Genomic DNA, 19,305 nt, shown 5'->3' on the forward strand with positions numbered 1-19,305 from the left:
ATTCGGTCGTGGTCCGCCGTGGTTGGCCGGGTAAGACATGAATCGGCCCCTACCGCGTTCTCGCTGGTAGGGGCCGGTTTTGCGTGTTCAAGAAGGGTGCCCTCGGCAGGATTCGAACCTGCGACACCTGCCTCCGGAGGGCAGTGCTCTATCCCCTGAGCTACGAGGGCCCATCGCTGGGCGACTCCGAAAGCTTAGCGCATGCCCCGTCACCTTCCTCCCGCAGGTGGTCCGACTGACAAACGCGCAGGTCAGCGCCAACAAGTTGATCCATTCGACCGGACGTCGCTAGCGTGGGAGGCCCACCTGAAGGAGCCGAGATGGCCGAGCCGTTCCAGGTAGCTCTCGATGAGGGCGATGTCGCCGATCTGCGGGAGCGGCTGCGGCGGACCCGGTGGCCCGAGCGCGAGACCGTCGATGACTGGTCGCAGGGGGTTCCGCTCGCCTACGTGCGCGAGCTCTGCCGTGACTGGGGCGAAGAATACGACTTCGGGTTCGCCCGCCGGCTCAACGCCTTTCCGCAGTTCCGGGCCACCGTCGACGGTGTCGGCCTGCACTTCCTGCACGTCCGGTCACCCGAGGCCGATGCGCTGCCGCTCGTGCTGACCCACGGGTGGCCCGGGTCCGTTCTCGAATTCCTCGACGTCCTCGGGCCGCTCACCGATCCCGCCAAGCACGGGGGTGATCCCGCCGATGCCTTCCACGTCGTCGCGCCGTCGCTGCCCGGGTTCGGGTGGAGCGACAAGCCCGCGCTGAAGATCCCGCGGGTTGCCGAGCTGTGGGACGCGCTCATGCAGGAACTCGGCTACGACCGCTACGGCGCCCAGGGCGGCGACTGGGGTGCCGCCATCACCAACGCGCTCGCGCGGTCCGGTCACGTGGCCGGCGTGCACGTCAACTTCGCGCCCGTGCGGATGGACATCGACGACCCGACGCCCGCGGAGCGCCGGGCGCTGGCCGATCTGCAGGAGTTCCGGCGGAGCGGCAGCGGCTACTCCGCCCAGCAGGGCACCCGGCCGCAGACGCTCGGCTACGGCCTCACCGACTCGCCCGCCGGCCAGGCCGCCTGGATCGTCGAGAAGTTCTGGGCCTGGACCGACCACAAGGGCCACCCGGAGGACGCCGTCGACCGGCAGCGCATCCTGGACGACATCTCCGTCTACTGGTTCACCGCGACCGCGGCCTCCTCGGCCCGGATGTACTGGGAGAACAACGACCGCGATCTCTCCACTGTGGACGTTCCGGCGGGTGTTTCGGTGTTCCCCAAGGAAATCGTCCGGCCGTCGCGGCGGCAGGCCGAGCAGCGTTATACGGATCTGCGGTGGTTCGAGGAACTGCCCGTCGGCGGGCACTTCGCCGCGATGGAGCAGCCCGGCCTGTTCGTCGACCAGGTCCGCGGCTTCTTCCGGCTGGTGCGTTAGGCGAGCGGGTCGCTCACCCGGATGGTCGACGCCGAAGCGTGACGAGTCCGCCTGGCGGGAAACCCCGGCTGGTGGATTGGGCGGCTCCGCCGCGCGGGGTAGCTTGCGGATGGGTGAACTTAGGCTGCCCTCTGTTGCATATATGCGCATCCGACTATATGTTTGGCCCGAAGGTAAACCGGGAACGGAGGCGGAATGGGTCAGGGACACGGCCACGGGCACGCGGTCGCGCCGGCGAGCGCGTCGGGACGCCACGTGCGGGGGCTGGCCATCGCCCTGGGCATCGGTGCCGGGTTCATGGTGCTCGAGTTCGTCGTCAGCCTGACGACCGGCTCGCTGGCCCTGATGTCGGACGCCGCCCACATGTTCACCGACGTCCTCGGCGTGGCGATGGCCCTGGCCGCGATCATGCTGGCGCGGCGCAGCGGCCCGACGGTCGGCCGCACGTTCGGCCTCTACCGCGCGGAGGTGCTGGCCGCGCTGGCCAACGCGCTGCTGCTGTTCGGCGTCGCGGGCTACGTCCTGATCGAGGCGATCGGCCGCATCGGCGACCCGCCGGCGGTCCCGGGCCTGCCCGTCCTGCTGGCCGCGGCGGCCGGCCTGGTGGCCAACCTGGTGTCGTTCGCGGTGCTGCGCGCGGGCGCGAAGGAGAGCATCAACGTCCGCGGCGCGTACCTCGAGGTCCTGGCCGACCTGATCGGCTCGGTCGGCGTCCTGGTCAGCGGCGCGGTGACGCTGCTGACGGGCTGGCGCTACGCCGACCCGATCATCGGTGTCGCGATCGGGCTGTGGGTGCTGCCGCGCACGTGGACGCTGGCCCGCCGCGCGCTGCGCATCCTGTTCCAGCACGCCCCGCAGGGCGTGGACGTCGGGGCGATCAACGCGGAGCTGTCGGCACTGCCCGGGGTGGCGGACGTGCACGACCTCCACGTGTGGACGCTGACGTCGGGCATGGAGGTGGCTTCGGCGCACCTGACGCTGGCGCCCCCGGCGAAGCAGTCGGACGTGCTGACGGAAGCGCAGGACCTGCTGTCTTCGCGGTACGCGATCGAGCACGCGACCCTGCAGGTGGAGGCGCCGTCGTGTGCGCGCCGCTGCCAGGAGCTGTCCTGGTAGAACGCCCTGGTCAAGCGGGCAGCGGCTGGGCTCCCCGGCCCGAGAGCATCAGCTTCATCTGGTCCATTTCCGCGCCCTGCGACGTCAGGATGCTGTTCACCAGCGCCTTCAACGCCGGCAGCGTCGAATGCGCGGCCGCGTACTGGGCCATCGACGTCCCGCCCTGGTGGTGACGCAACATCAGCTGCAGGAAGAAGACGTCGAACGCGCGGCCCGACAGCGACCGCAGCTTGGAAAGCTCCTGGTCCGTCGCCATGCCCGGCATCAGCGGACCGCCCGCCGGGTTGATCGAAGACGGGGCCATCGACATGCCGTCGTGACCCGGCATCGGTTCCGTCATCCACTGCATCGGGGCGCCGATCGGCTGCTCGGGCTGGTCCCACAGCATGAGCCAGCCCTTCATCCGGCCGACCTGCTCGAGCTGCGTGCGCTCGATGTCGAACGACAGCTGCTTGATCTCCGGGTCGGTCGTGCGGTCGCGGGCGATGCCCGCCATCGTCACCGCCTGGAGGTGGTGCGTCGACATGTCCTGGGCGAAGCCGACCTCGACCGAGCCGGCGGCCGGCACCGCGGCCGCCGGCTCGTCGTCGATGGCGCGGGTCAGGAACATCCCGGCCGTCGCGCCGATCAGCAGGACCGCCAGCAGCGTCCCGCCGATGATCACCCACCGTGACCAGGTCGGCTGTTCGGTGTCGAGGTCGGCTTCGGACATCACTTGGTCGGTGTCGGGGAAGCGGGGGCGGACGCGGGAGCGGAGGAGGCCGGCATGCCGTTCTCACCCTGGGCGGCGGTGCTGCCCTTGTAGTCCATCGGCTTCGCGTCGGGGCCCGGCTTCGACGCGTCGAACGGCGGCGGGTTGTCCGGGTCGAACTGGCCCGGGACCGCGTCGCAGGACGCGCCCACCTCGGGGTACACGCCGTTCGGGTTGCTGCGCAGCGCCGCGATGAACTCGTCGATCCGCGGGTCGTTGGCGTCGTCCAGCTTCAGCTGGTGGCCCCACGACTGCAGCGAGATCGGCTTGTCCAGGCCCGGGTACGGCGACATCATCGTGTACGGCTTGCCCTTGGCGCGGACGCTCAGCAGGTTGAGCGCGTCACCCGAGATCTGCTGCGGGTTGTAGGCGATCCAGACGGCACCGTGCTCCAGCGCGTGCACCATGTTCTCGGTGCGGACGGCGGTCGGGTACACGGTGCCGGTGCAGGTGGCCCAGGTCTGGTCGTGCGGGCCGCCGAACGGCGGGGTCTTGTCGTAGGCGACGCGCTCGGTCGGGAGCACGTGGACGCTGCCCGTGTAGGTCGCGGTCACCACGCCGGGGATGCGCTTCGAGGGGTCGGGGTCCTGCGCGCTCGGCGCGAACGACGCGGCGGCGGCCTCGCGGTCGGCCTGCTCACGCTTCGGCGCGGACTGCACCATGTAGTAGATGATCACCGAGGCGGCCAGCGCCACGACGGCGACGACGGCGACGATCGTGCCCCAGGGCGTCCCCTTCTTGCTCACCACGGAACCGCGGGCCGCCTTCACCGCCGACCCCTTTTTCCGAGTTGTCCCGTTCGCCATGGCTTCCGCGTTCTCCCTCTGGTGGCTGCGGACGGATTCCCGCCCGGGCCAGTGTAGAGACCACGCGTCTGATCACCGTTAACGCCTCACACACCCACGGATCGTGATGTGGCCGAGACCGATGAAAGCCCCCGACCAGGGCACACCTAGAATTCGGCAAGTGACTCCCGCCGCTCTCGCCGACCTGGTCCGCAGCTCCGCCGTGCAGGTGCTCGCCGCACGCGGCATCGACGACACCGTGCTGCCGGAGCAGGTGACCATCGAACGCCCGCGCAACCCCGAACACGGCGATTACGCGACGAACCTCGCCCTCCAGGTGGCCAAGAAGGCCGGCCTCAAGCCGCGCGACTTCGCCGAAGCGCTCGCCGAGGCGGTCTCGGCGGACGACGGCGTCGCCTCGGCCGAGGTCGCCGGCCCCGGCTTCCTCAACTTCCGGCTCGCCGCCGCCGCGCAGGGCGACATCGTGCGCCAGGTGCTCGACGCCGGCGCCGCGTACGGCCGCGGCGACGCGCTGGCCGGCACGAAGATCAACCTCGAGTTCGTCTCCGCGAACCCGACCGGCCCGATCCACCTCGGCGGCACCCGCTGGGCCGCGGTCGGCGACGCGCTGGGCCGCGTGCTGGCCGCGCAGGGCGGCGACGTCACCCGCGAGTACTACTTCAACGACGCCGGCGCCCAGATCGACCGGTTCGTCCGGTCGCTGATCGCCGCCGCGAAGGGCGAGCCCGCGCCGGAGGACGGCTACGCGGGCGGCTACATCAACGACATCGCCGCCGAGGTCATCAAGGCCGAGCCGAGCGCGCTGTCGCTGCCGGAGGAGCAGCGCCACGAGACGTTCCGCCGGATCGGCATCGAGCTCATGTTCGGCGAGATCAAGTCCAGCCTGCACGAGTTCGGCACCGACTTCGACGTCTACTTCCACGAGGACTCGCTGCACAAGTCCGGCGCGGTCGACGCCGCCGTCCAGGAGCTCAAGGACTCCGGGAACCTCTACTTCGAAGACGGCGCCTGGTGGCTGAAGTCCAAGGAGTACGGCGACGACAAGGACCGCGTCGTCATCAAGCAGGACGGCAACCCGGCCTACATCGCCGGCGACCTGGCCTACTTCAAGGACAAGCGCAACCGCGGCTTCGACCTGTGCATCTACATGCTCGGCGCGGACCACCACGGCTACATCGCCCGCCTCAAGGCCGCGGCCGCCGCGTTCGGCGACGACCCGGCGACGGTCGAGGTGCTGATCGGCCAGATGGTCAACCTGGTCAGCGACGGCAAGCCGGTCCGGATGTCCAAGCGCGCCGGCACCGTGATCACCATGGAGGACCTCGTCGAGGCCGTCGGCGTCGACCCGGCCCGCTACGAGCTGATCCGCTACTCGGTGGACTCCACTTTGGACGTCGACCTGGACCTGCTGCGCAAGCACTCCAACGACAACCCGGTCTACTACGTCCAGTACGCCCACGCGCGGCTGGCGTCTCTGCAGCGCAACGCGGCCGACCTCGGCATCAAGTCCACTTCGGACGTCGACTTCGGACTCCTGACGCTGCCCGCCGAGGGCGACCTGATCCGCACCATCGGCGAATTCCCGGAAACCGTGCGCCGCGCCGCCGAAATGCGGGAGCCGCACCGGATCGCGCGCTACCTCGAAGAACTCGCGGGCGCCTACCACAAGTTCTACACCGTGGGCCGCGTGCTGCCCATGGGCGACGAAGAGGCGACCCCTCTGACGTTCGCCCGGCTCGCGCTGTGCGAAGCCGCCCGCCAGGTGCTGGCGAACGGCCTCGCCCTCCTCGGTGTCTCCGCTCCGGAACGGATGTAAGAAATGGCGCACCCCGCGGGCCCCAGGCACGCCGACGTCTACCCCCACGCCGACACCTCCGGGCTCCAGCCGTCCGGGGTCGAGGAGCTCGACAAGCTGCCCGCGAAAGTGTGGCCGCGCAACACCTTCCGCGCCGCCGACGGCGTCGTCCGGATCGCCGGCGTCGACGTCCGCGAGCTCGCCGAGCAGCACGGCACGCCGCTGTTCGTCGTCGACGAAGCCGACTTCAAGTCCCGGTGCGCGGACTACGCCGAGGCCTTCGACGACCCGTCGCTGGTGCACTACGCGTCCAAGGCGTTCCTCTCCATCGAGATCGCCCGCTGGGTGGCCGAGCAGGGGCTGAGCCTGGACGTCTGCAGCGGCGGCGAGCTCGCCGTGGCGCAGCGCGCGGACTTCCCGGCCGAGCGGATCACCTTCCACGGCAACAACAAGTCGCCCGCCGAGCTCGAGGCCGCGGTCGTCGCCGGGGTCGGCACGGTCGTGCTCGACTCCTACTTCGAGATCGCCCGGCTGGCCGACATCGCCGCGCGCCACGACGTCGTGCAGCCGGTGCTGATCCGGGTCACCGTCGGCGTCGAGGCGCACACCCACGAGTTCATCGCGACCGCCCACGAGGACCAGAAGTTCGGGTTCTCCCTGGCCAGCGGGGACGCCGCCGAGGCGGTCCGCCGGGTGCTCAACGCGCGGTCGCTCAAGCTCGTCGGCCTGCACAGCCACATCGGTTCGCAGATCTTCGACGCCGACGGCTTCGAGGTCGCCGCCCGCCGCGTCGTCGGGCTGCTCGCCGACCTGGCGAAGGAGCACGGCCCCGAGCTGCTCGACCAGCTGAGCCTGGTCGACCTCGGCGGTGGCTTCGGCATCGCCTACACCGAGAAGGACAACCCGCCGCCACCCGCGCAGATGATCACGCAGATCCGCGAGATCGTCCGCAAGGAGTGCGCGTACGCGGGCCTGCCGGTGCCGCGGATCGCCGGCGAGCCGGGCCGCGCGATCGCCGGTCCCGGCACGATCACGCTCTACGAGGTCGGCACCATCAAGGACGTCTCGCTCGGCGACGAGTCGGCGCGGCGGTACGTCAGCGTCGACGGCGGGATGAGCGACAACATCCGGACCGCGCTCTACGACGCCGTGTACGACGTCCGGGTCGTTTCCCGCTCCGCGGGCGACAACGAGCAGCCGGTGCAGGCCGTGTTGTCCCGGGTCGTGGGAAAACACTGTGAATCCGGCGACATCGTCGTACGAGACTGCTGGCTGCCCGACACGCTGGCTCCCGGCGACCTGCTGGCGGTCGCGGCGACCGGCGCGTACTGCTACTCGATGGCGAGCACGTACAACCGGATGCCCCGCCCGGCCGTGGTCGCCGTGCGCAACGGCAGCTCCCGGCTGCTGCTGCGGCGGGAGACGACCGACGACATGCTGCGCCTGGAGGTCTGAAACACCGTGTCTGCCCCGGAACGACGTCCGATCAGGGTCGCGCTGCTCGGCTGCGGGACCGTCGGCGGCGAGGTCGCCCGGCTGCTCACCGAGCAGGCCGGCGAACTGGCCGCCCGCGCCGGCGCGCCGGTCGAGCTGGCCGGCATCGCCGTCCGCCGCCCGGACAAGCACCCCGAGCTGCCGCCGGAGCTGCTGACCGCCGACGTCGAGCAGCTCGTCACCAGCGAAGACGTCGACGTCGTCGTCGAGCTCGTCGGCGGCATCGAGCCGGTCCGCGGCTGGCTGCTCGCCGCGCTGAAGGCGGGCAAGTCCGTCGTCACGGCGAACAAGGCGCTGCTGGCCGAGCACTCCGCCGACCTGTTCGAGGCGGCCGACGCCGCGGGCGCCGACCTGTACTTCGAGGCCGCGGTGGCCGGCGCGATCCCGCTGCTGCGCCCGCTGCGCGAATCCCTCGCCGGCGACCGGATCACCCGCGTGATGGGGATCGTCAACGGCACCACGAACTACATCCTGTCGGCGATGGACTCGACCGGCGCCGGCTACGCCGAGACGCTCGACGAAGCCAGCCGGCTCGGGTACGCCGAGGCCGACCCGACCGCCGACGTCGACGGCTACGACGCCGCGTCGAAGGCCGCGATCCTGGCGTCCCTCGCCTTCCACACGCGCGTGACGGCGTCGGACGTGCACCGCGAGGGCATCGCCGACGTCACCGCCGCCGACCTCGCCGCGGCCCGGATGCTGGGCCGCACGGTGAAGCTGCTGGCCATCTGCGAGCGGGTCACCGACGACGACGGCGTCGAGTCGGTGTCCGCCCGTGTGCACCCGGTGATGATCCCGCGCAGCCACCAGCTGGCCGGCGTCGGCGGCGCGTTCAACGCCGTCTACGTCGAGGCCGACGCCGCGGGCGAGCTGATGTTCTACGGCCAGGGCGCGGGCGGCGCGCCGACCGCGAGCGCGGTGCTCGGCGACCTCGTCGCGGTGGCCCGCAACCGGGTCGTCGGCGGCCGCGGCCCGCGGGAATCCGCGCACGCGGCCCTGCCGGTGCGGCCGATGGGCCAGACGCCGACCCGGTACCACGTGAGCCTGTCCGTGGCCGACCGCGCCGGTGTGCTCGCCCAGGTGGCGCAGGCGTTCGCCGACCACGGCGTCAGCATCGCGGCGGTGCGGCAGAGCGACGTCGGCGACCGCGCGAGCCTGGTCGTGGTGACGCACCAGGCTCCCGACGCCGCCCTTCAGTCCACTGTGGACGAAATCGGCCGGCTCGACGTCGTCCACGAAGTTGTCAGCGTGATGCGGGTGGAAGGCGAAGACCAGTGATCAGGCACCCCTGGCCCGGGCTCATCGAGGCGTACCGGGACCGCGTCCCGGTCCCGGACGGCGCGCGGGTCGTCACGCTCGGGGAGGGCAACACGCCGCTGCTGCCCGCCCACCACCTGTCCGAGCTGACCGGCTGCGAGGTGTACCTCAAGGTCGAGGGCGCGAACCCGACCGGCTCGTTCAAGGACCGCGGGATGACCGTGGCCATCACGCACGCGCTGGCCAGCGGCCTCAAGGCGGTGATCTGCGCGTCGACCGGCAACACGTCCGCCTCGGCTGCCGCCTACGCCGCCCGCGCCGGGCTGACCTGCGCGGTGCTGGTGCCCCAGGGCAAGATCGCCATGGGCAAGCTCGCCCAGGCCGTCCTGCACGGCGCGCGGATCCTCCAGGTCGACGGCAACTTCGACGACTGCCTCGAACTGGCCCGCAAGACCGCGGCCGACTACCCGGTCACGCTCGTCAACTCGGTCAACCCGGTGCGCATCGCGGGCCAGAAGACCGCCGCGTTCGAGATCTGCGACGTGCTCGGCACCGCGCCGGACATCCACTGCCTGCCGGTCGGCAACGCCGGCAACATCACCGCCTACTGGGCGGGGTACGCCGAGTACGCGGCCGACGGTGTGGTGAAGAACACTCCACGGATGTTCGGCTTCCAGGCGGCCGGCGCGGCGCCGCTGGTGCACGGCGAGCCGGTGGCGGACCCGGAGACGGTCGCCACCGCCATCCGGATCGGCAGCCCGGCGTCCTGGACCGCCGCGGTGAAGGCGAAGGACGAGTCCGACGGGCTCTTCGAAGCCGTCACCGACGAGAAGATCCTCGAGGCCTACCGGCTGCTGGCCGGCCGCGAAGGCGTCTTCGTCGAGCCGGCGTCGGCCACCAGCGTGGCGGGCCTGCTGGCCACGGCCGCCGACGGCCGGCTGCCGCGCGGTTCGCGGGTCGTCTGCACGGTCACCGGGCACGGCCTGAAGGACCCCCAGACGGCGCTGGCGGGCAACGTCGAGGTCGAGCCGCTGGCCGTGGACCCCTCGGCGGTCGCGGCGGCGCTGGACCTGCGGTGAACGCCTTCCGGGTCACCGTCCCGGCGTCCACGGCGAACCTCGGGCCGGGCTTCGACGCCTTCGGGATGGCGCTGAGCCTCTACGACGTCGTCGAAGTGCGGGTCACCGACACCGGGCTCAAGGTCGAGGTGATCGACGCGGGTGCCGGCGGCGTCGCGGACGTCCCCACCGACGAGACCCACCTGGTGGTGCGGGCGATCCACGCGACCTGCGAGCACCTCGGCGTCGAGCTGCCCGGTCTGCACCTGCGCTGCCACAACGCGATCCCGCACGCGCGAGGCCTCGGCTCGTCCGCGGCGGCGGTCGTGTCCGGCGTCGCCGCCGGGTACGCGCTCGCCGGCCGGGAAATCGACGCGTTCGACGCGCTGCAGCTGGCCGCGGGCTTCGAAGGCCACGCCGACAACGCCGCCGCGAGCCTGCTCGGCGGCCTGGTCCTGGCCTGGTGCGACGGCGGCCGCTTCCACGCCGAACGGCTCACCCCGCACCCGTCGATCCGGCCGGTCGTCGCCGTGCCGTCGGTGCGCTCGGCCACCGCGACCACGCGCGGGTTGCTGCCGTCGACCGTGCCGCACGCCGACGCCGCGCACAACGCGGGCCGCGCCGCGCTCGCCGTCCACGCGCTGACGGCGAAGCCGGAGCTGCTGCTCACGGCCACCGAGGACCGGCTGCACCAGGATTACCGCGCCCCCGCCTACCCGGCGAGCACGCAGCTGGTGGCGACGCTCCGTGCACGGGGAGTGGCCGCCGCCGTCTCCGGCGCCGGTCCGACGGTGCTCGCGCTGACCACCGCGGGAATACTTCCGCCGGAGGTGGGCGTTACCGATTTCGACGTCCTCGAGCTGCCCGTGGATCTCACGGGCGTGCAGGTTGCGGCTCAGTAAAGGCTGGGTCACGTGGCCGACGAGGCAGCCGCCACGCGGGGGGTGGTTGTTGCACCCGGCACCGCCGCGGTCTACCCTCGGGGGCGTTCGATCACCGTGCGTTTCCGCACCCGATGCCGGTCCCGGGGAATCCCCGGATCCGCATCCGTCGTCGATCCGCCGAATCCGCACCGCCTGGCAAGCGGGGTAACGCGGAACGACTTGGGCGGGTTTCCGGTTTCGGCGGTGCCGAATTCCGTGTCCTCCGTTTGGAGGACGCAAACCCCTGTGGTGGAGGCGCTCCAGCTGTGTTCCGCACGGCCGAAGAGCTCATCTCGCGTATCGGGGGGCAACTACGCCGGTTCGCGATCAGAAGCGAGCGGCAGTCCGCTGATCCACCTGGAGGCGTGGATCGGTCAGGAAGGACATGTGTGAGCAACACCGATCTTTTGAGCGACGTGAGCGGCACGGCCGAGACGAACGGCACCGCCCCCGCTCCCAAGCGGACGGTCGGCGGGCTGACCGGTAAGACCGTCGCCGAACTGCGTTCGCTGGCTGGGGAGCTCGGCGTCGGCGAGACGACGGGCATGCGCAAGGGCGATCTGATCGCCGCGATCCGTGAGCGCCAGGGCAAGTCCCGCAAGCCGCGTGCGGCGGCCGAGACCTTGCCGCTGGAAGGTGTCGGCGAGCCGGCGAAGGCGGCCCCCAAGGCCGAGCCGAAGGCCGAGGCGCCCGCCACTGTGGTGGAGACCAAGCCGGAGCCGAAGGCCGAGGCGCCCGCGTCCGCGCCGTCGGACGCGCAGCCGCAGGCCGAGCGCCCGCAGCAGGACGGCCAGCAGGGCCAGGACGGCCAGCCCGAGGAGGGCGGCCGCAGCCGGCGTCGCCGCGGTTCCAACCGCGCCGCCGGGGCCCCGGACGGCCAGCAGGGCGGCGACCGCCAGCAGGGTCAGGGCGACCGCCAGCAGGGGAGCGACCGGCAGCAGGGCGACCGCAACCGCGACCAGCAGCGCCAGGGCGGTGGCAACCGCGGCGACAACCGGGGTGACAACCGCCAGGACGGCAACCGCGGCGACCGCCAGCGCAACAACCAGCAGGACGGCAACCGCGGCGACGGTAACCGCGGTGACAACCGCAACCAGCAGCCGGACGACGACGAGGAAGGCGGCCGTCGCGGCCGTCGCTTCCGCGACCGCCGTCGCCGGGGCAGCGGGGGCGGCCGGGGCGAAGGCGGCTCGCCGGACACCGAGATCCGCGAGGACGACGTCCTGCTGCCCGTCGCGGGCATCCTGGACGTGCTGGACAACTACGCGTTCGTCCGCACCTCCGGCTACCTCGCCGGCCCGAACGACGTCTACGTCTCGCTGTCGCTGGTCCGCAAGTACGGCCTGCGCCGCGGCGACGCCATCACCGGTGTCGTCCGCCAGCCGCGGGACGGCGAGCAGCAGCGGCAGAAGTTCAACCCGCTGGTGCGCGTCGACTCGATCAACGGCCTGGAGCCGGACGAGGCCAAGCGGCGTCCCGACTTCACCAAGCTGACCCCGCTGTACCCGAACGAGCGGCTGCGCCTCGAGACCGAGTCGCACAAGCTCACCACCCGCGTGATCGACCTGATCATGCCGGTCGGCAAGGGGCAGCGCGCCCTGATCGTGTCGCCGCCGAAGGCCGGCAAGACCACGATCATGCAGGACATCGCGAACGCGATCTCCACGAACAACCCCGAGTGCCACCTGATGGTCGTCCTGGTCGACGAGCGTCCGGAAGAGGTCACCGACATGCAGCGCTCGGTGAAGGGCGAGGTCATCGCCTCGACCTTCGACCGGCCGCCGTCCGACCACACGTCGGTCGCGGAGCTGTCGATCGAGCGGGCCAAGCGCCTGGTCGAGATGGGCCACGACGTCGTCGTGCTGCTCGACTCGATCACCCGCCTCGGCCGCGCGTACAACCTGGCGGCGCCGGCGTCCGGCCGGATCCTGTCCGGTGGTGTCGACTCGACCGCGCTGTACCCGCCGAAGCGCTTCCTGGGTGCGGCCCGCAACATCGAGAACGGCGGCTCGCTGACCATCTTCGCCACGGCGATGGTCGAGACCGGCTCGACGATGGACACGGTCATCTTCGAGGAGTTCAAGGGCACGGGTAACGCCGAGCTCAAGCTCGACCGGAAGATCGCCGAGCGTCGCGTGTTCCCGGCGGTCGACGTCAACCCGTCCGGTACCCGCAAGGACGAGCTGCTGCTCTCGCCGGACGAGCTCGCGGTCACCGTGAAGCTGAGCCGGGTGCTGCACGCGCTCGACTCGCAGCAGGCCATCGACCTGCTGATCTCGCGGCTGCGGAAGACGAAGACCAACGTCGAGTTCCTCATGCAGGTCTCGAAGACCGCCCTCGGCGGCGGCGAAGACGACTGAGTCCCGTCTGAAAGGGGGCCTTCCCGGTGCGCCGGGGAGGCCCCCTTCGCGGTGGGAATAGCTGGTCAGCGGGGTGCGTTCCAGTACACGTCTGCCCGTCTGGCAGAATCACCCGCTGAAGTCCGGCGCCGGTTCACCCCGCGAGAACGACTGGGGACCCGGAGCCAACGAGAGAGGACACCATGAAGAGCGGTATTCACCCCGAGTACGTGGTCACGAACGTGAACTGCGACTGCGGCAACAGCTTCACCACGCGCAGCACCAAGACCAGCGGCAACATCCACGTCGAGATCTGCTCGAACTGCCACCCGTTCTACACGGGCAAGCAGAAGATCATGGACACCGGTGGCCGGGTCGCGCGCTTCGAGGCTCGCTACGGCAAGCGCCAGAAGAAGGCCGACGCCAAGTAGCTTTTCCGACGACGCCCACTCGCCCGCGCGAGTGGGCGTCGTTTTTTGTCTTGTTCCCCGGGCTGAGAGGTGGCAGAGGTGGATTCGAGCTCGCTCAAGGGGCTGCTCGCCGAGCACGCGGAGCTGGAGCGGCAGCTGGCGGACCCGGCGGTGCACGCCGACCAGGGGCGCGCCCGCAAGCTCGGCCGCCGCTACGCCGAGCTGACGCCGGTGGTGCGGGCCGTCCACGAGCTCGACACGGCCCGGGATGACCTCGCGGCCGCGCGGGAGATGGCCGCGGAGGACGCGGAGTTCGCCGCCGAAGCCGAGGAGCTGTCGGCGAAGATCCCCGACCTGGAGTCGAAGCTCACCGAGCTCCTGCTGCCGCGCGACCCGTACGACGGCTCCGACGTCGTGATGGAGATCAAGTCCGGCGAGGGCGGCGAGGAGTCGGCCCTGTTCGCGGGCGACCTGCTGCGGATGTACCTGCGCTACGCCGAGCGCCACGGCTGGAAGGCGGAGGTCCTCGACTCGGTGGACTCCGACCTGGGCGGCTTCAAGGACGTCACGCTGTCGATCAAGACGAAGTCGGCCGAGGTCGACGGGGTGTGGTCGCGCTTGAAGTTCGAGGGCGGCGTCCACCGCGTCCAGCGTGTGCCGGCGACCGAGTCCCAGGGCCGGATCCACACCTCGGCGTCCGGCGTGCTCATCTACCCGGAGCCGGAGGAGGTCGAGGTCGAGATCGACCCGAACGACCTGCGCATCGACGTGTTCCGGTCCTCGGGCCCGGGCGGCCAGAGCGTCAACACGACCGACTCGGCGGTCCGGATCACCCACCTGCCGACGGGCATCGTGGTGTCTTGCCAGAACGAGAAGTCCCAGATCCAGAACCGCGCCCGCGCCCTGCAGGTGCTCCAGGCCCGGTTGCAGGCGATCGCGGAGGAGGAGGCGGCGGCGAAGGCGTCGGACGCCCGCAAGTCCCAGGTCCGCACGGTCGACCGCTCGGAGCGCATCCGGACGTACAACTTCCCGGAGAACCGCATCTCGGACCACCGGGTGAACTACAAGGCCTACAACCTGGACCAGGTCCTGGACGGCGATCTGGACGGCGTGCTGGACGCCTTGGCGACGGCGGACCGCGAAGAGCGCCTGGCGGCTCAGTCCGGCTGACGCCGTGTCGACCTCCTGATCACGCGTGTCGGCTTCCCGATCACGCGTGTCGACCCTTCACGCACAAGTCCCGGCTTCCGGTTCGTGCTTGGAGGGTCGACACGCGTGATTCGAGGGTCGACACGCGTGATTGAAGGGTCGACACGGCTGTCAGCCGGGCTGACGGGCGACCAGCCAGCAGAGGCAGAAGAGGTCGGCCGCGTCGAACGTGACGACCTGGTGCATGATCCGCATCGCGGGACCTTTCAGCCGGACCAGAAACCCGTGATGAAGCGCAGGTAGATCATCCCGCAGACCAGCGCGTTCGCGTAGAGCACGACGTGGACCGCGCCGCGCAGCCGCGGGCGGCGCTCGCCGAACAGCACCAGCGCCACGTACATCACCAGGCACGGCAGCAGGTACCGGTGCACCGACACCACGTTGTTGTTCATCGTCAGCATCACGATCGACGCGAACCCGAACAGCGCCAGCGGGATGCCCTTCGCGCGCAGCGCCACCAGGACGTACACCGAGGACGCGAACAGCAGCGCCAGGCCGATCATCGGCAGCACGTGGCTCATCAGCGTCCACGCGTCCATCTTGGTGTCGCCGAGCAGCGCGTGGCCGGTGATCTTGGCTTCGCGCCAGATCGTCTCGAGGATGTTCGGGTTGAACTTGTGGTACGACCACTCCCGCACGCCCTTGAGCGCGTTGAAGCTGCCGAAGAAGTCCCCGGTCTGGATCTTCATGACGACCATCACGCCGGCCAGGCCGACGAACGCCAGCGGGAACCACAGCAGGTTCCACGACAGCAGGCCGCGCAGTTTCCAGTCCTTCGACCGCCAGAACTCCAGGAAGCACAGGCCGACGAACACCGCCGCCGTGATGCGGGAGGCCGTCAGCGGGATGAGCGTCAGGCCCATCCAGAGCCATTGACGGCGCAACGCGAACAGGTAGGCCCAGAAGCCCAGCGCGCAGAACACCGCTTCGCTGTAGAACGAGTGCAGGAAGAACGCGGCGGGCGCGGTGAGGAAGGCCGCGACGACCAGCCACGGGGCCCGCTCCCCGTCGAAGAAGTAGCGGCCGATCTTGAGCAGCGCGACCGCGGCCAGCCAGGTGGCCACCAGGTTCACCAGGAACCCGGCGGTGAGCAGGCCGATCGTGCCGAAGCTGACCGTCTGCACCAGCCAGACCAGTACCGGGAACACCGGGTAGAACGCCCGCGTCGGGGCGTAGCTGCCGGTGTAGGCGTGCATGGCGATCTCGCCGTAGTTGCCGGCGTCCCAGCGGTAGGTGTGCGCGAGCAGGCTCATCGTCGAGCCGATGCCGGTCTTCGGGATGCCCTCGTCGGTCGGGCTGGACGGCGCGAACAGGTACGCCAGCGCGATCAGCACCACGTTCCAGGCCAGCACCACGGCGAAGACGCGCGCGTAATCGCCGTTCAGCCAGGCCCAGCGGCTCGCGCGGGCCGGCTCCGGCCGCTCCGGCTCGACCTGGTCGGTGACCCGGGACTCCACGGCCGTGCTAGTCATGCGTAACCTCCGCGACCGGCGCCCCGGCCGCGGGCGCGGGCCGGTGCCGGAAGACGACCTTGTGGTAGAGCACGTAGTTCCAGACCAGGCCGACCACGATCCCGGCGCCCTTCGGGATCAGCACGTTCACCCCGGGGAACGCGCTGGTGACCGCGAAGATGATGGCCGCCTGCACGACCCACAGGCCGAACGCGGTGACGCCGAAGAACAGCAGGGCCTGGCGCCGGACGTCGCCGTCCTTGGCGCGAAACGTGAAGTTCCGGTTGAGCGTGAAACTGAGCAGCATGCCCGTGGTCGTCGAGATGAAGTTGGCGACGAACAGCGGGACGCCCAGCGTCACCAGCAGCGCGTAGCCGAGGGCGTCGACGAGGGTGTTCGCCACGCCGACGATCCCGAAGCGCAGCTGGGTCGCCGAGATCAGCTTCACCGGGCGCCTCTTCCCGCGTCGGCGCCTTCCCGGGCCTCGGCCGGCACCGCCGGGCCCGTGCGCACCGACGCGACGCCGTAGAGCGGCCGGTTCTGCACCTGGGAGTACGTGCGGCCGATGTAGCTGCCGAGCACGCCGAGCATGATGATCTGGATCCCGCCGAGGAAGAACATCGCGATCCCGAGGAACGCCCAGCCGGGCACCGCGGTCTCCGGCGCGAACAGCTTGACGCCGCCGACGTAGAGGATGCCGACGAAGCTCAGGAACGAGATCAGGTAGCCCATCCGCGTGATCATCCGCAGCGGCGTCACCGAGAAGCCGAGGATGCCGTCGGCGGCGAAGCGCAGCATCTTGCGCAGCGGGTAGCCGGTGACGCCGGCGTGCCGCTTGTCGCGGTCGAACAGCACGGCCGTCTGCTTGAAGCCGATGTAGCTGACCAGCCCGCGCAGGAAGCGGTCGCGCTCGCGGTACTTGCGCAGCTCGTCGACGACCTTGCGGTCGATCAGCCGGAAGTCGCCGGTGTTCTTCGGGATGTCGACCGCGGCCATCTTCCGCAGGAACCAGTAGAACCCGCCGGCGGTGAGCTTCTTGAACGCCGAGTCCTGGCGCGAGCGGCGCTGCGCGTAGACGACGTCGAAGCCTTCTTCCCACTTCTCGATCAGCTCGAGCGCCACCCGCGGCGGGTCCTGCATGTCGCTGTCCATGATCACGACGGCGTCCGCGTCGACCAGGTCCAGCCCGGCGGTGACGGCCATCTGGTGGCCGAAGTTGCGGGACAGCTCGACGACCGTGACCCGCTCGTCGCGGGCGCTGAGCTCGGTGAGCTTGGCCAGCGAACCGTCCCGGCTGCCGTCGTCGACGTAGAGGAAGCTGAAGTCGTACTTGCCGGCGAGGGGGGCGGTCACCTCGTCCACCGTCCGGTGCAGCAGGTCGATGTTCTCTTCCTCGTTGTAGATCGGGAAGATGAACGCCACCCGGCGGGTGATCGGCTCTGTGGGCACTGCGGGGCTCCCCGGAGTTTCGGTGCGGAACGGTTCGGGCGGCGCCGTCGAGCAGGCGAATCCCCGACCCGGTGCCCTGCATCCTAGAAGATCGGGCCCGCCGCGATCCCGGCACCCGGCCGGGTGGGTAGTTGTCGGCCCCGCCGCGCGGGTGCCTCGATACGCTGGACGGCGAAGGACCGGCGCGTGTCCTCACGGGGGAGTTCCGCCTGGTGTGCCAGGCTCGACGAGGTGAAGGACGACGAGTGAATCGGCAGCCGCTGCGCCTGGCCATCATCGAGGCCACCCGGATCCTCGAGCGCGCGGGCGTCGCCTCGCCGCGGTTCGACGCCGAGGTGATCGCCGCGCACGTGCTCGGGGTCGAACGCGGCCGGCTGCCGATGGTGCCGCTGGTCGACCCGCCGGTCATCGAGGCCATCGGCCAGCTCGTCCAGCAGCGCGCCAAGCGCATCCCGCTGCAGTACCTGACCGGCTGGGCCGCGCTCGGCGACATCACGGTCGCGGTCGGTGCGGGCGTGTTCGTCCCGCGGCCGGAGACCGAGCTGCTGCTCGAGTGGGGCGTCAAGTTCCTGCAGGGCCGCGAGTTCCCGGTGGTGGTCGACCTGTGCACGGGCTCCGGAGCGCTGGCGCTGGCGGTGGCCCACGCCCGCCCGGACGCGGTCGTCTACGCGGTGGACATCGACCCCCAGGCCCTGGCCTGGGCCCGCCACAACGCCGACGTCCACGCCGACGCGGGCAACACGCCCATCCGGCTGCACTCGGGCGACATCGGCGACCCGACGATGTTCGCCGAGCTCGACGGCCTGGTCGACCTGGTGCTCTGCAACCCGCCGTACGTCCCGGAGGGCACCCAGGTGCCGCCCGAGGTCGCGGAGCACGACCCGCCGCGCGCGGTGTTCGCGGAGGAGAGCGGCCTGGCGGTGATCCGCCACGCGATCGCGGCCGGCGCCCGCCTCCTGCGTCCGGGCGGAGGACTGGCGATCGAGCACGACGACACGCACGGCTCGGCGGTCCCGGCCCTGGTCCGCGCCCGCCGCGTCCTGACCGGCGTCGAGGACCACGCGGACCTGACCGGGCGCGCCCGGTTCGTCACCGCGCGCCGCCTGGGCTGAGCGGCTTCATCGCCGACCCGCGACGGGCCCCTGGTCGAGGCAGATTTCTGCCGGTCGAGGCGGGCCTGGGGTTCCGGGGCCGGCTGCCGAGCCGCGGGCGGCTGCGCCGGGTCACCGGCTTCATCGCCAACCGGCGCCGGCTGCCGGCGCGGTCTTTCACCCGGGGGCCCACTCTCGCCGAGGCGGATCGCCGCGCCCCTCTCCCGACCTGCGGGCGGAAGGGTAAGCGCGTGCTCACCAGCCCGGCCGCCGCGGGGGCGCCCCCCGTCTTCCACGCTACCGGCGGCCACCGACAGTTCCGGGCAGTCCGGAGGGGGTGCGGACCAACTTGTCCACAACCCCTCCGGACCACTCGCTAGAAGCCGAACGCCGTGCAGCTGGCCGTCGCGGTCTTCGACGGGTCGCTGACCGACGTCGCCGTCAGCTTCACCCTCGCCGCGAGGTCGCCGCCCTGGCCGCGCTTCGCGTACGCCGGGACCTTCACGTGCCCGCCGAACTTCGCCGTCGCCAGCTCGTTCGGCAGCCTGACCTCCCAGCCCTTCGCGTCCGTCGAGACGCTCAGCCGGTAGGTGTCGGTGTCGTACGGGGCCTTCGCGCCGCTCGCCGCGCCCGTGTTGAGTCGGCGGCCGCTCGCTGCCCCACGCCGTCCTGATGATGATCCCGGAGGCCTGGGAGAACCACCAGGAGATGGACCCCGCGCGGCGCGCCTTCTAC

The 19,305-nt window shown here is 70.9% G+C and carries 16 protein-coding genes, 1 tRNA gene and 2 pseudogenes; 12 read left to right on the forward strand and 7 right to left on the reverse strand.

What is annotated here, in order from left to right; all coding sequences use genetic code 11:
- Positions 1 to 97 precede the first annotated feature (97 nt).
- Positions 98 to 170: transfer RNA gene (locus ACWDN5_RS16340), tRNA-Arg, on the reverse strand.
- A 150-nt stretch (positions 171 to 320) separates the two neighbouring features.
- Here ACWDN5_RS16340 and ACWDN5_RS16345 point away from each other — a divergent pair.
- Together ACWDN5_RS16345 and ACWDN5_RS16350 are read left to right on the forward strand one after the other, a co-directional pair.
- On the forward strand, positions 321 to 1,421 hold the full coding sequence (locus ACWDN5_RS16345; RefSeq protein ID WP_449676884.1) for an epoxide hydrolase family protein: 1,101 nt from the start codon (positions 321 to 323) through the stop codon (positions 1,419 to 1,421).
- A gap of 195 nt (positions 1,422 to 1,616) precedes the next feature.
- On the forward strand, positions 1,617 to 2,537 hold the full coding sequence (locus ACWDN5_RS16350) for a cation diffusion facilitator family transporter (protein ID WP_449676885.1): 921 nt from the start codon (positions 1,617 to 1,619) through the stop codon (positions 2,535 to 2,537).
- Positions 2,538 to 2,547: 10 nt separating this feature from the next.
- Here ACWDN5_RS16350 and ACWDN5_RS16355 read toward each other — a convergent pair whose 3' ends face one another.
- Both ACWDN5_RS16355 and ACWDN5_RS16360 read right to left on the reverse strand, forming a co-directional pair.
- A complete protein-coding gene (locus ACWDN5_RS16355) occupies positions 2,548 to 3,249 on the reverse strand; it encodes a DUF305 domain-containing protein (RefSeq protein WP_449676886.1) in 702 nt (233 codons plus the stop codon).
- Entirely contained in the window at positions 3,249 to 4,058 is an 810-nt protein-coding gene (locus ACWDN5_RS16360) for a DUF3105 domain-containing protein (RefSeq protein ID WP_310967022.1), read from the reverse strand. Before ACWDN5_RS16360 ends, ACWDN5_RS16355 begins: the two co-directional genes overlap by 1 nt.
- Positions 4,059 to 4,254: 196 nt before the next feature.
- Between ACWDN5_RS16360 and argS the strand changes: the two genes are divergently transcribed.
- The 8 genes from argS to prfA all read left to right on the forward strand — a co-directional run bounded on the left by argS (position 4,255) and on the right by prfA (position 14,540).
- Positions 4,255 to 5,910 (forward strand): arginine--tRNA ligase, encoded by a 1,656-nt coding sequence (argS, locus tag ACWDN5_RS16365; RefSeq protein WP_310967023.1) that lies wholly within the window; start codon positions 4,255 to 4,257, stop codon positions 5,908 to 5,910.
- A 3-nt stretch (positions 5,911 to 5,913) separates the two neighbouring features.
- Positions 5,914 to 7,344: a diaminopimelate decarboxylase gene (gene lysA / locus ACWDN5_RS16370; RefSeq protein WP_310967024.1), complete on the forward strand. Its 1,431-nt coding sequence runs from the start codon at positions 5,914 to 5,916 to the stop codon at positions 7,342 to 7,344.
- A 6-nt stretch (positions 7,345 to 7,350) separates the two neighbouring features.
- The gene (locus ACWDN5_RS16375; protein WP_310967025.1) at positions 7,351 to 8,661 is read left to right on the forward strand and encodes a homoserine dehydrogenase; all 1,311 of its coding nucleotides are present in this window, start codon (positions 7,351 to 7,353) and stop codon (positions 8,659 to 8,661) included.
- The gene (gene thrC / locus ACWDN5_RS16380; RefSeq protein ID WP_310967026.1) at positions 8,658 to 9,719 is read left to right on the forward strand and encodes a threonine synthase; all 1,062 of its coding nucleotides are present in this window, start codon (positions 8,658 to 8,660) and stop codon (positions 9,717 to 9,719) included. The genes ACWDN5_RS16375 and thrC overlap by 4 nt, the downstream gene beginning before the upstream one ends.
- Positions 9,716 to 10,600, forward strand: a complete 885-nt coding sequence (gene thrB / locus ACWDN5_RS16385) for a homoserine kinase (protein WP_449676887.1) — start codon at positions 9,716 to 9,718, stop codon at positions 10,598 to 10,600. The genes thrC and thrB overlap by 4 nt, the downstream gene beginning before the upstream one ends.
- A 410-nt stretch (positions 10,601 to 11,010) precedes the next feature.
- Positions 11,011 to 12,981, forward strand: coding sequence for a transcription termination factor Rho (gene rho / locus ACWDN5_RS16390; protein ID WP_449676888.1), 1,971 nt, complete (start codon positions 11,011 to 11,013; stop codon positions 12,979 to 12,981).
- Between the two features lie 182 nt (positions 12,982 to 13,163).
- Positions 13,164 to 13,391, forward strand: coding sequence for a 50S ribosomal protein L31 (gene rpmE, locus ACWDN5_RS16395; RefSeq protein WP_003102730.1), 228 nt, complete (start codon positions 13,164 to 13,166; stop codon positions 13,389 to 13,391).
- A 78-nt stretch (positions 13,392 to 13,469) separates the two neighbouring features.
- Positions 13,470 to 14,540, forward strand: a complete 1,071-nt coding sequence (prfA, locus tag ACWDN5_RS16400) for a peptide chain release factor 1 (RefSeq protein ID WP_310967029.1) — start codon at positions 13,470 to 13,472, stop codon at positions 14,538 to 14,540.
- A gap of 245 nt (positions 14,541 to 14,785) precedes the next feature.
- On the opposite strand, the gene ACWDN5_RS16405 is transcribed toward prfA, so the two are convergent.
- The 3 genes from ACWDN5_RS16405 to ACWDN5_RS16415 are packed head-to-tail and all read right to left on the reverse strand — an operon-like array spanning position 14,786 to position 17,479.
- Complete coding sequence (locus ACWDN5_RS16405; protein WP_449676889.1) at positions 14,786 to 16,051, reverse strand: mannosyltransferase family protein; 1,266 nt, start codon at positions 16,049 to 16,051, stop codon at positions 14,786 to 14,788.
- The gene (locus ACWDN5_RS16410; protein ID WP_310967032.1) at positions 16,044 to 16,478 is read right to left on the reverse strand and encodes a GtrA family protein; all 435 of its coding nucleotides are present in this window, start codon (positions 16,476 to 16,478) and stop codon (positions 16,044 to 16,046) included. The genes ACWDN5_RS16405 and ACWDN5_RS16410 overlap by 8 nt, the downstream gene beginning before the upstream one ends.
- The gene (locus tag ACWDN5_RS16415; protein WP_310967033.1) at positions 16,475 to 17,479 is read right to left on the reverse strand and encodes a glycosyltransferase family 2 protein; all 1,005 of its coding nucleotides are present in this window, start codon (positions 17,477 to 17,479) and stop codon (positions 16,475 to 16,477) included. Before ACWDN5_RS16415 ends, ACWDN5_RS16410 begins: the two co-directional genes overlap by 4 nt.
- Before the next feature lie 245 nt (positions 17,480 to 17,724).
- On the opposite strand from ACWDN5_RS16415, the gene prmC reads away from it, so the two are divergent.
- Positions 17,725 to 18,591 (forward strand): peptide chain release factor N(5)-glutamine methyltransferase, encoded by an 867-nt coding sequence (prmC, locus tag ACWDN5_RS16420; protein ID WP_449676891.1) that lies wholly within the window; start codon positions 17,725 to 17,727, stop codon positions 18,589 to 18,591.
- Positions 18,592 to 18,946: 355 nt separating this feature from the next.
- On the opposite strand, the pseudogene ACWDN5_RS16425 reads toward prmC, so the two are convergent.
- Positions 18,947 to 19,213, reverse strand: a pseudogene (locus ACWDN5_RS16425) (M6 family metalloprotease domain-containing protein); the annotation flags it as partial.
- Here ACWDN5_RS16425 and ACWDN5_RS16430 point away from each other — a divergent pair.
- Positions 19,210 to 19,305: pseudogene (locus tag ACWDN5_RS16430) on the forward strand (hypothetical protein); the annotation flags it as partial. The pseudogenes ACWDN5_RS16425 and ACWDN5_RS16430 overlap by 4 nt on opposite strands.

The sequence above is a fragment of the Amycolatopsis sp. NPDC003731 genome (assembly GCF_053586895.1).

Bases quoted from the DNA above. Each gene is read 5' to 3' on its own strand.
- ACWDN5_RS16345 (WP_449676884.1), top strand. From the start codon at position 321: ATGGCCGAGCCGTTCCAGGTAGCTCTCGATGAGGGCGATGTCGCCGAT.
- ACWDN5_RS16350 (WP_449676885.1), top strand. From the start codon at position 1,617: ATGGGTCAGGGACACGGCCACGGGCACGCGGTCGCGCCGGCGAGCGCG.
- ACWDN5_RS16355 (WP_449676886.1), bottom strand. From the start codon at position 3,249: ATGTCCGAAGCCGACCTCGACACCGAACAGCCGACCTGGTCACGGTGG.
- lysA (WP_310967024.1), top strand. From the start codon at position 5,914: ATGGCGCACCCCGCGGGCCCCAGGCACGCCGACGTCTACCCCCACGCC.
- rpmE (WP_003102730.1), top strand. From the start codon at position 13,164: ATGAAGAGCGGTATTCACCCCGAGTACGTGGTCACGAACGTGAACTGC.
- ACWDN5_RS16405 (WP_449676889.1), bottom strand. From the start codon at position 16,051: ATGACTAGCACGGCCGTGGAGTCCCGGGTCACCGACCAGGTCGAGCCG.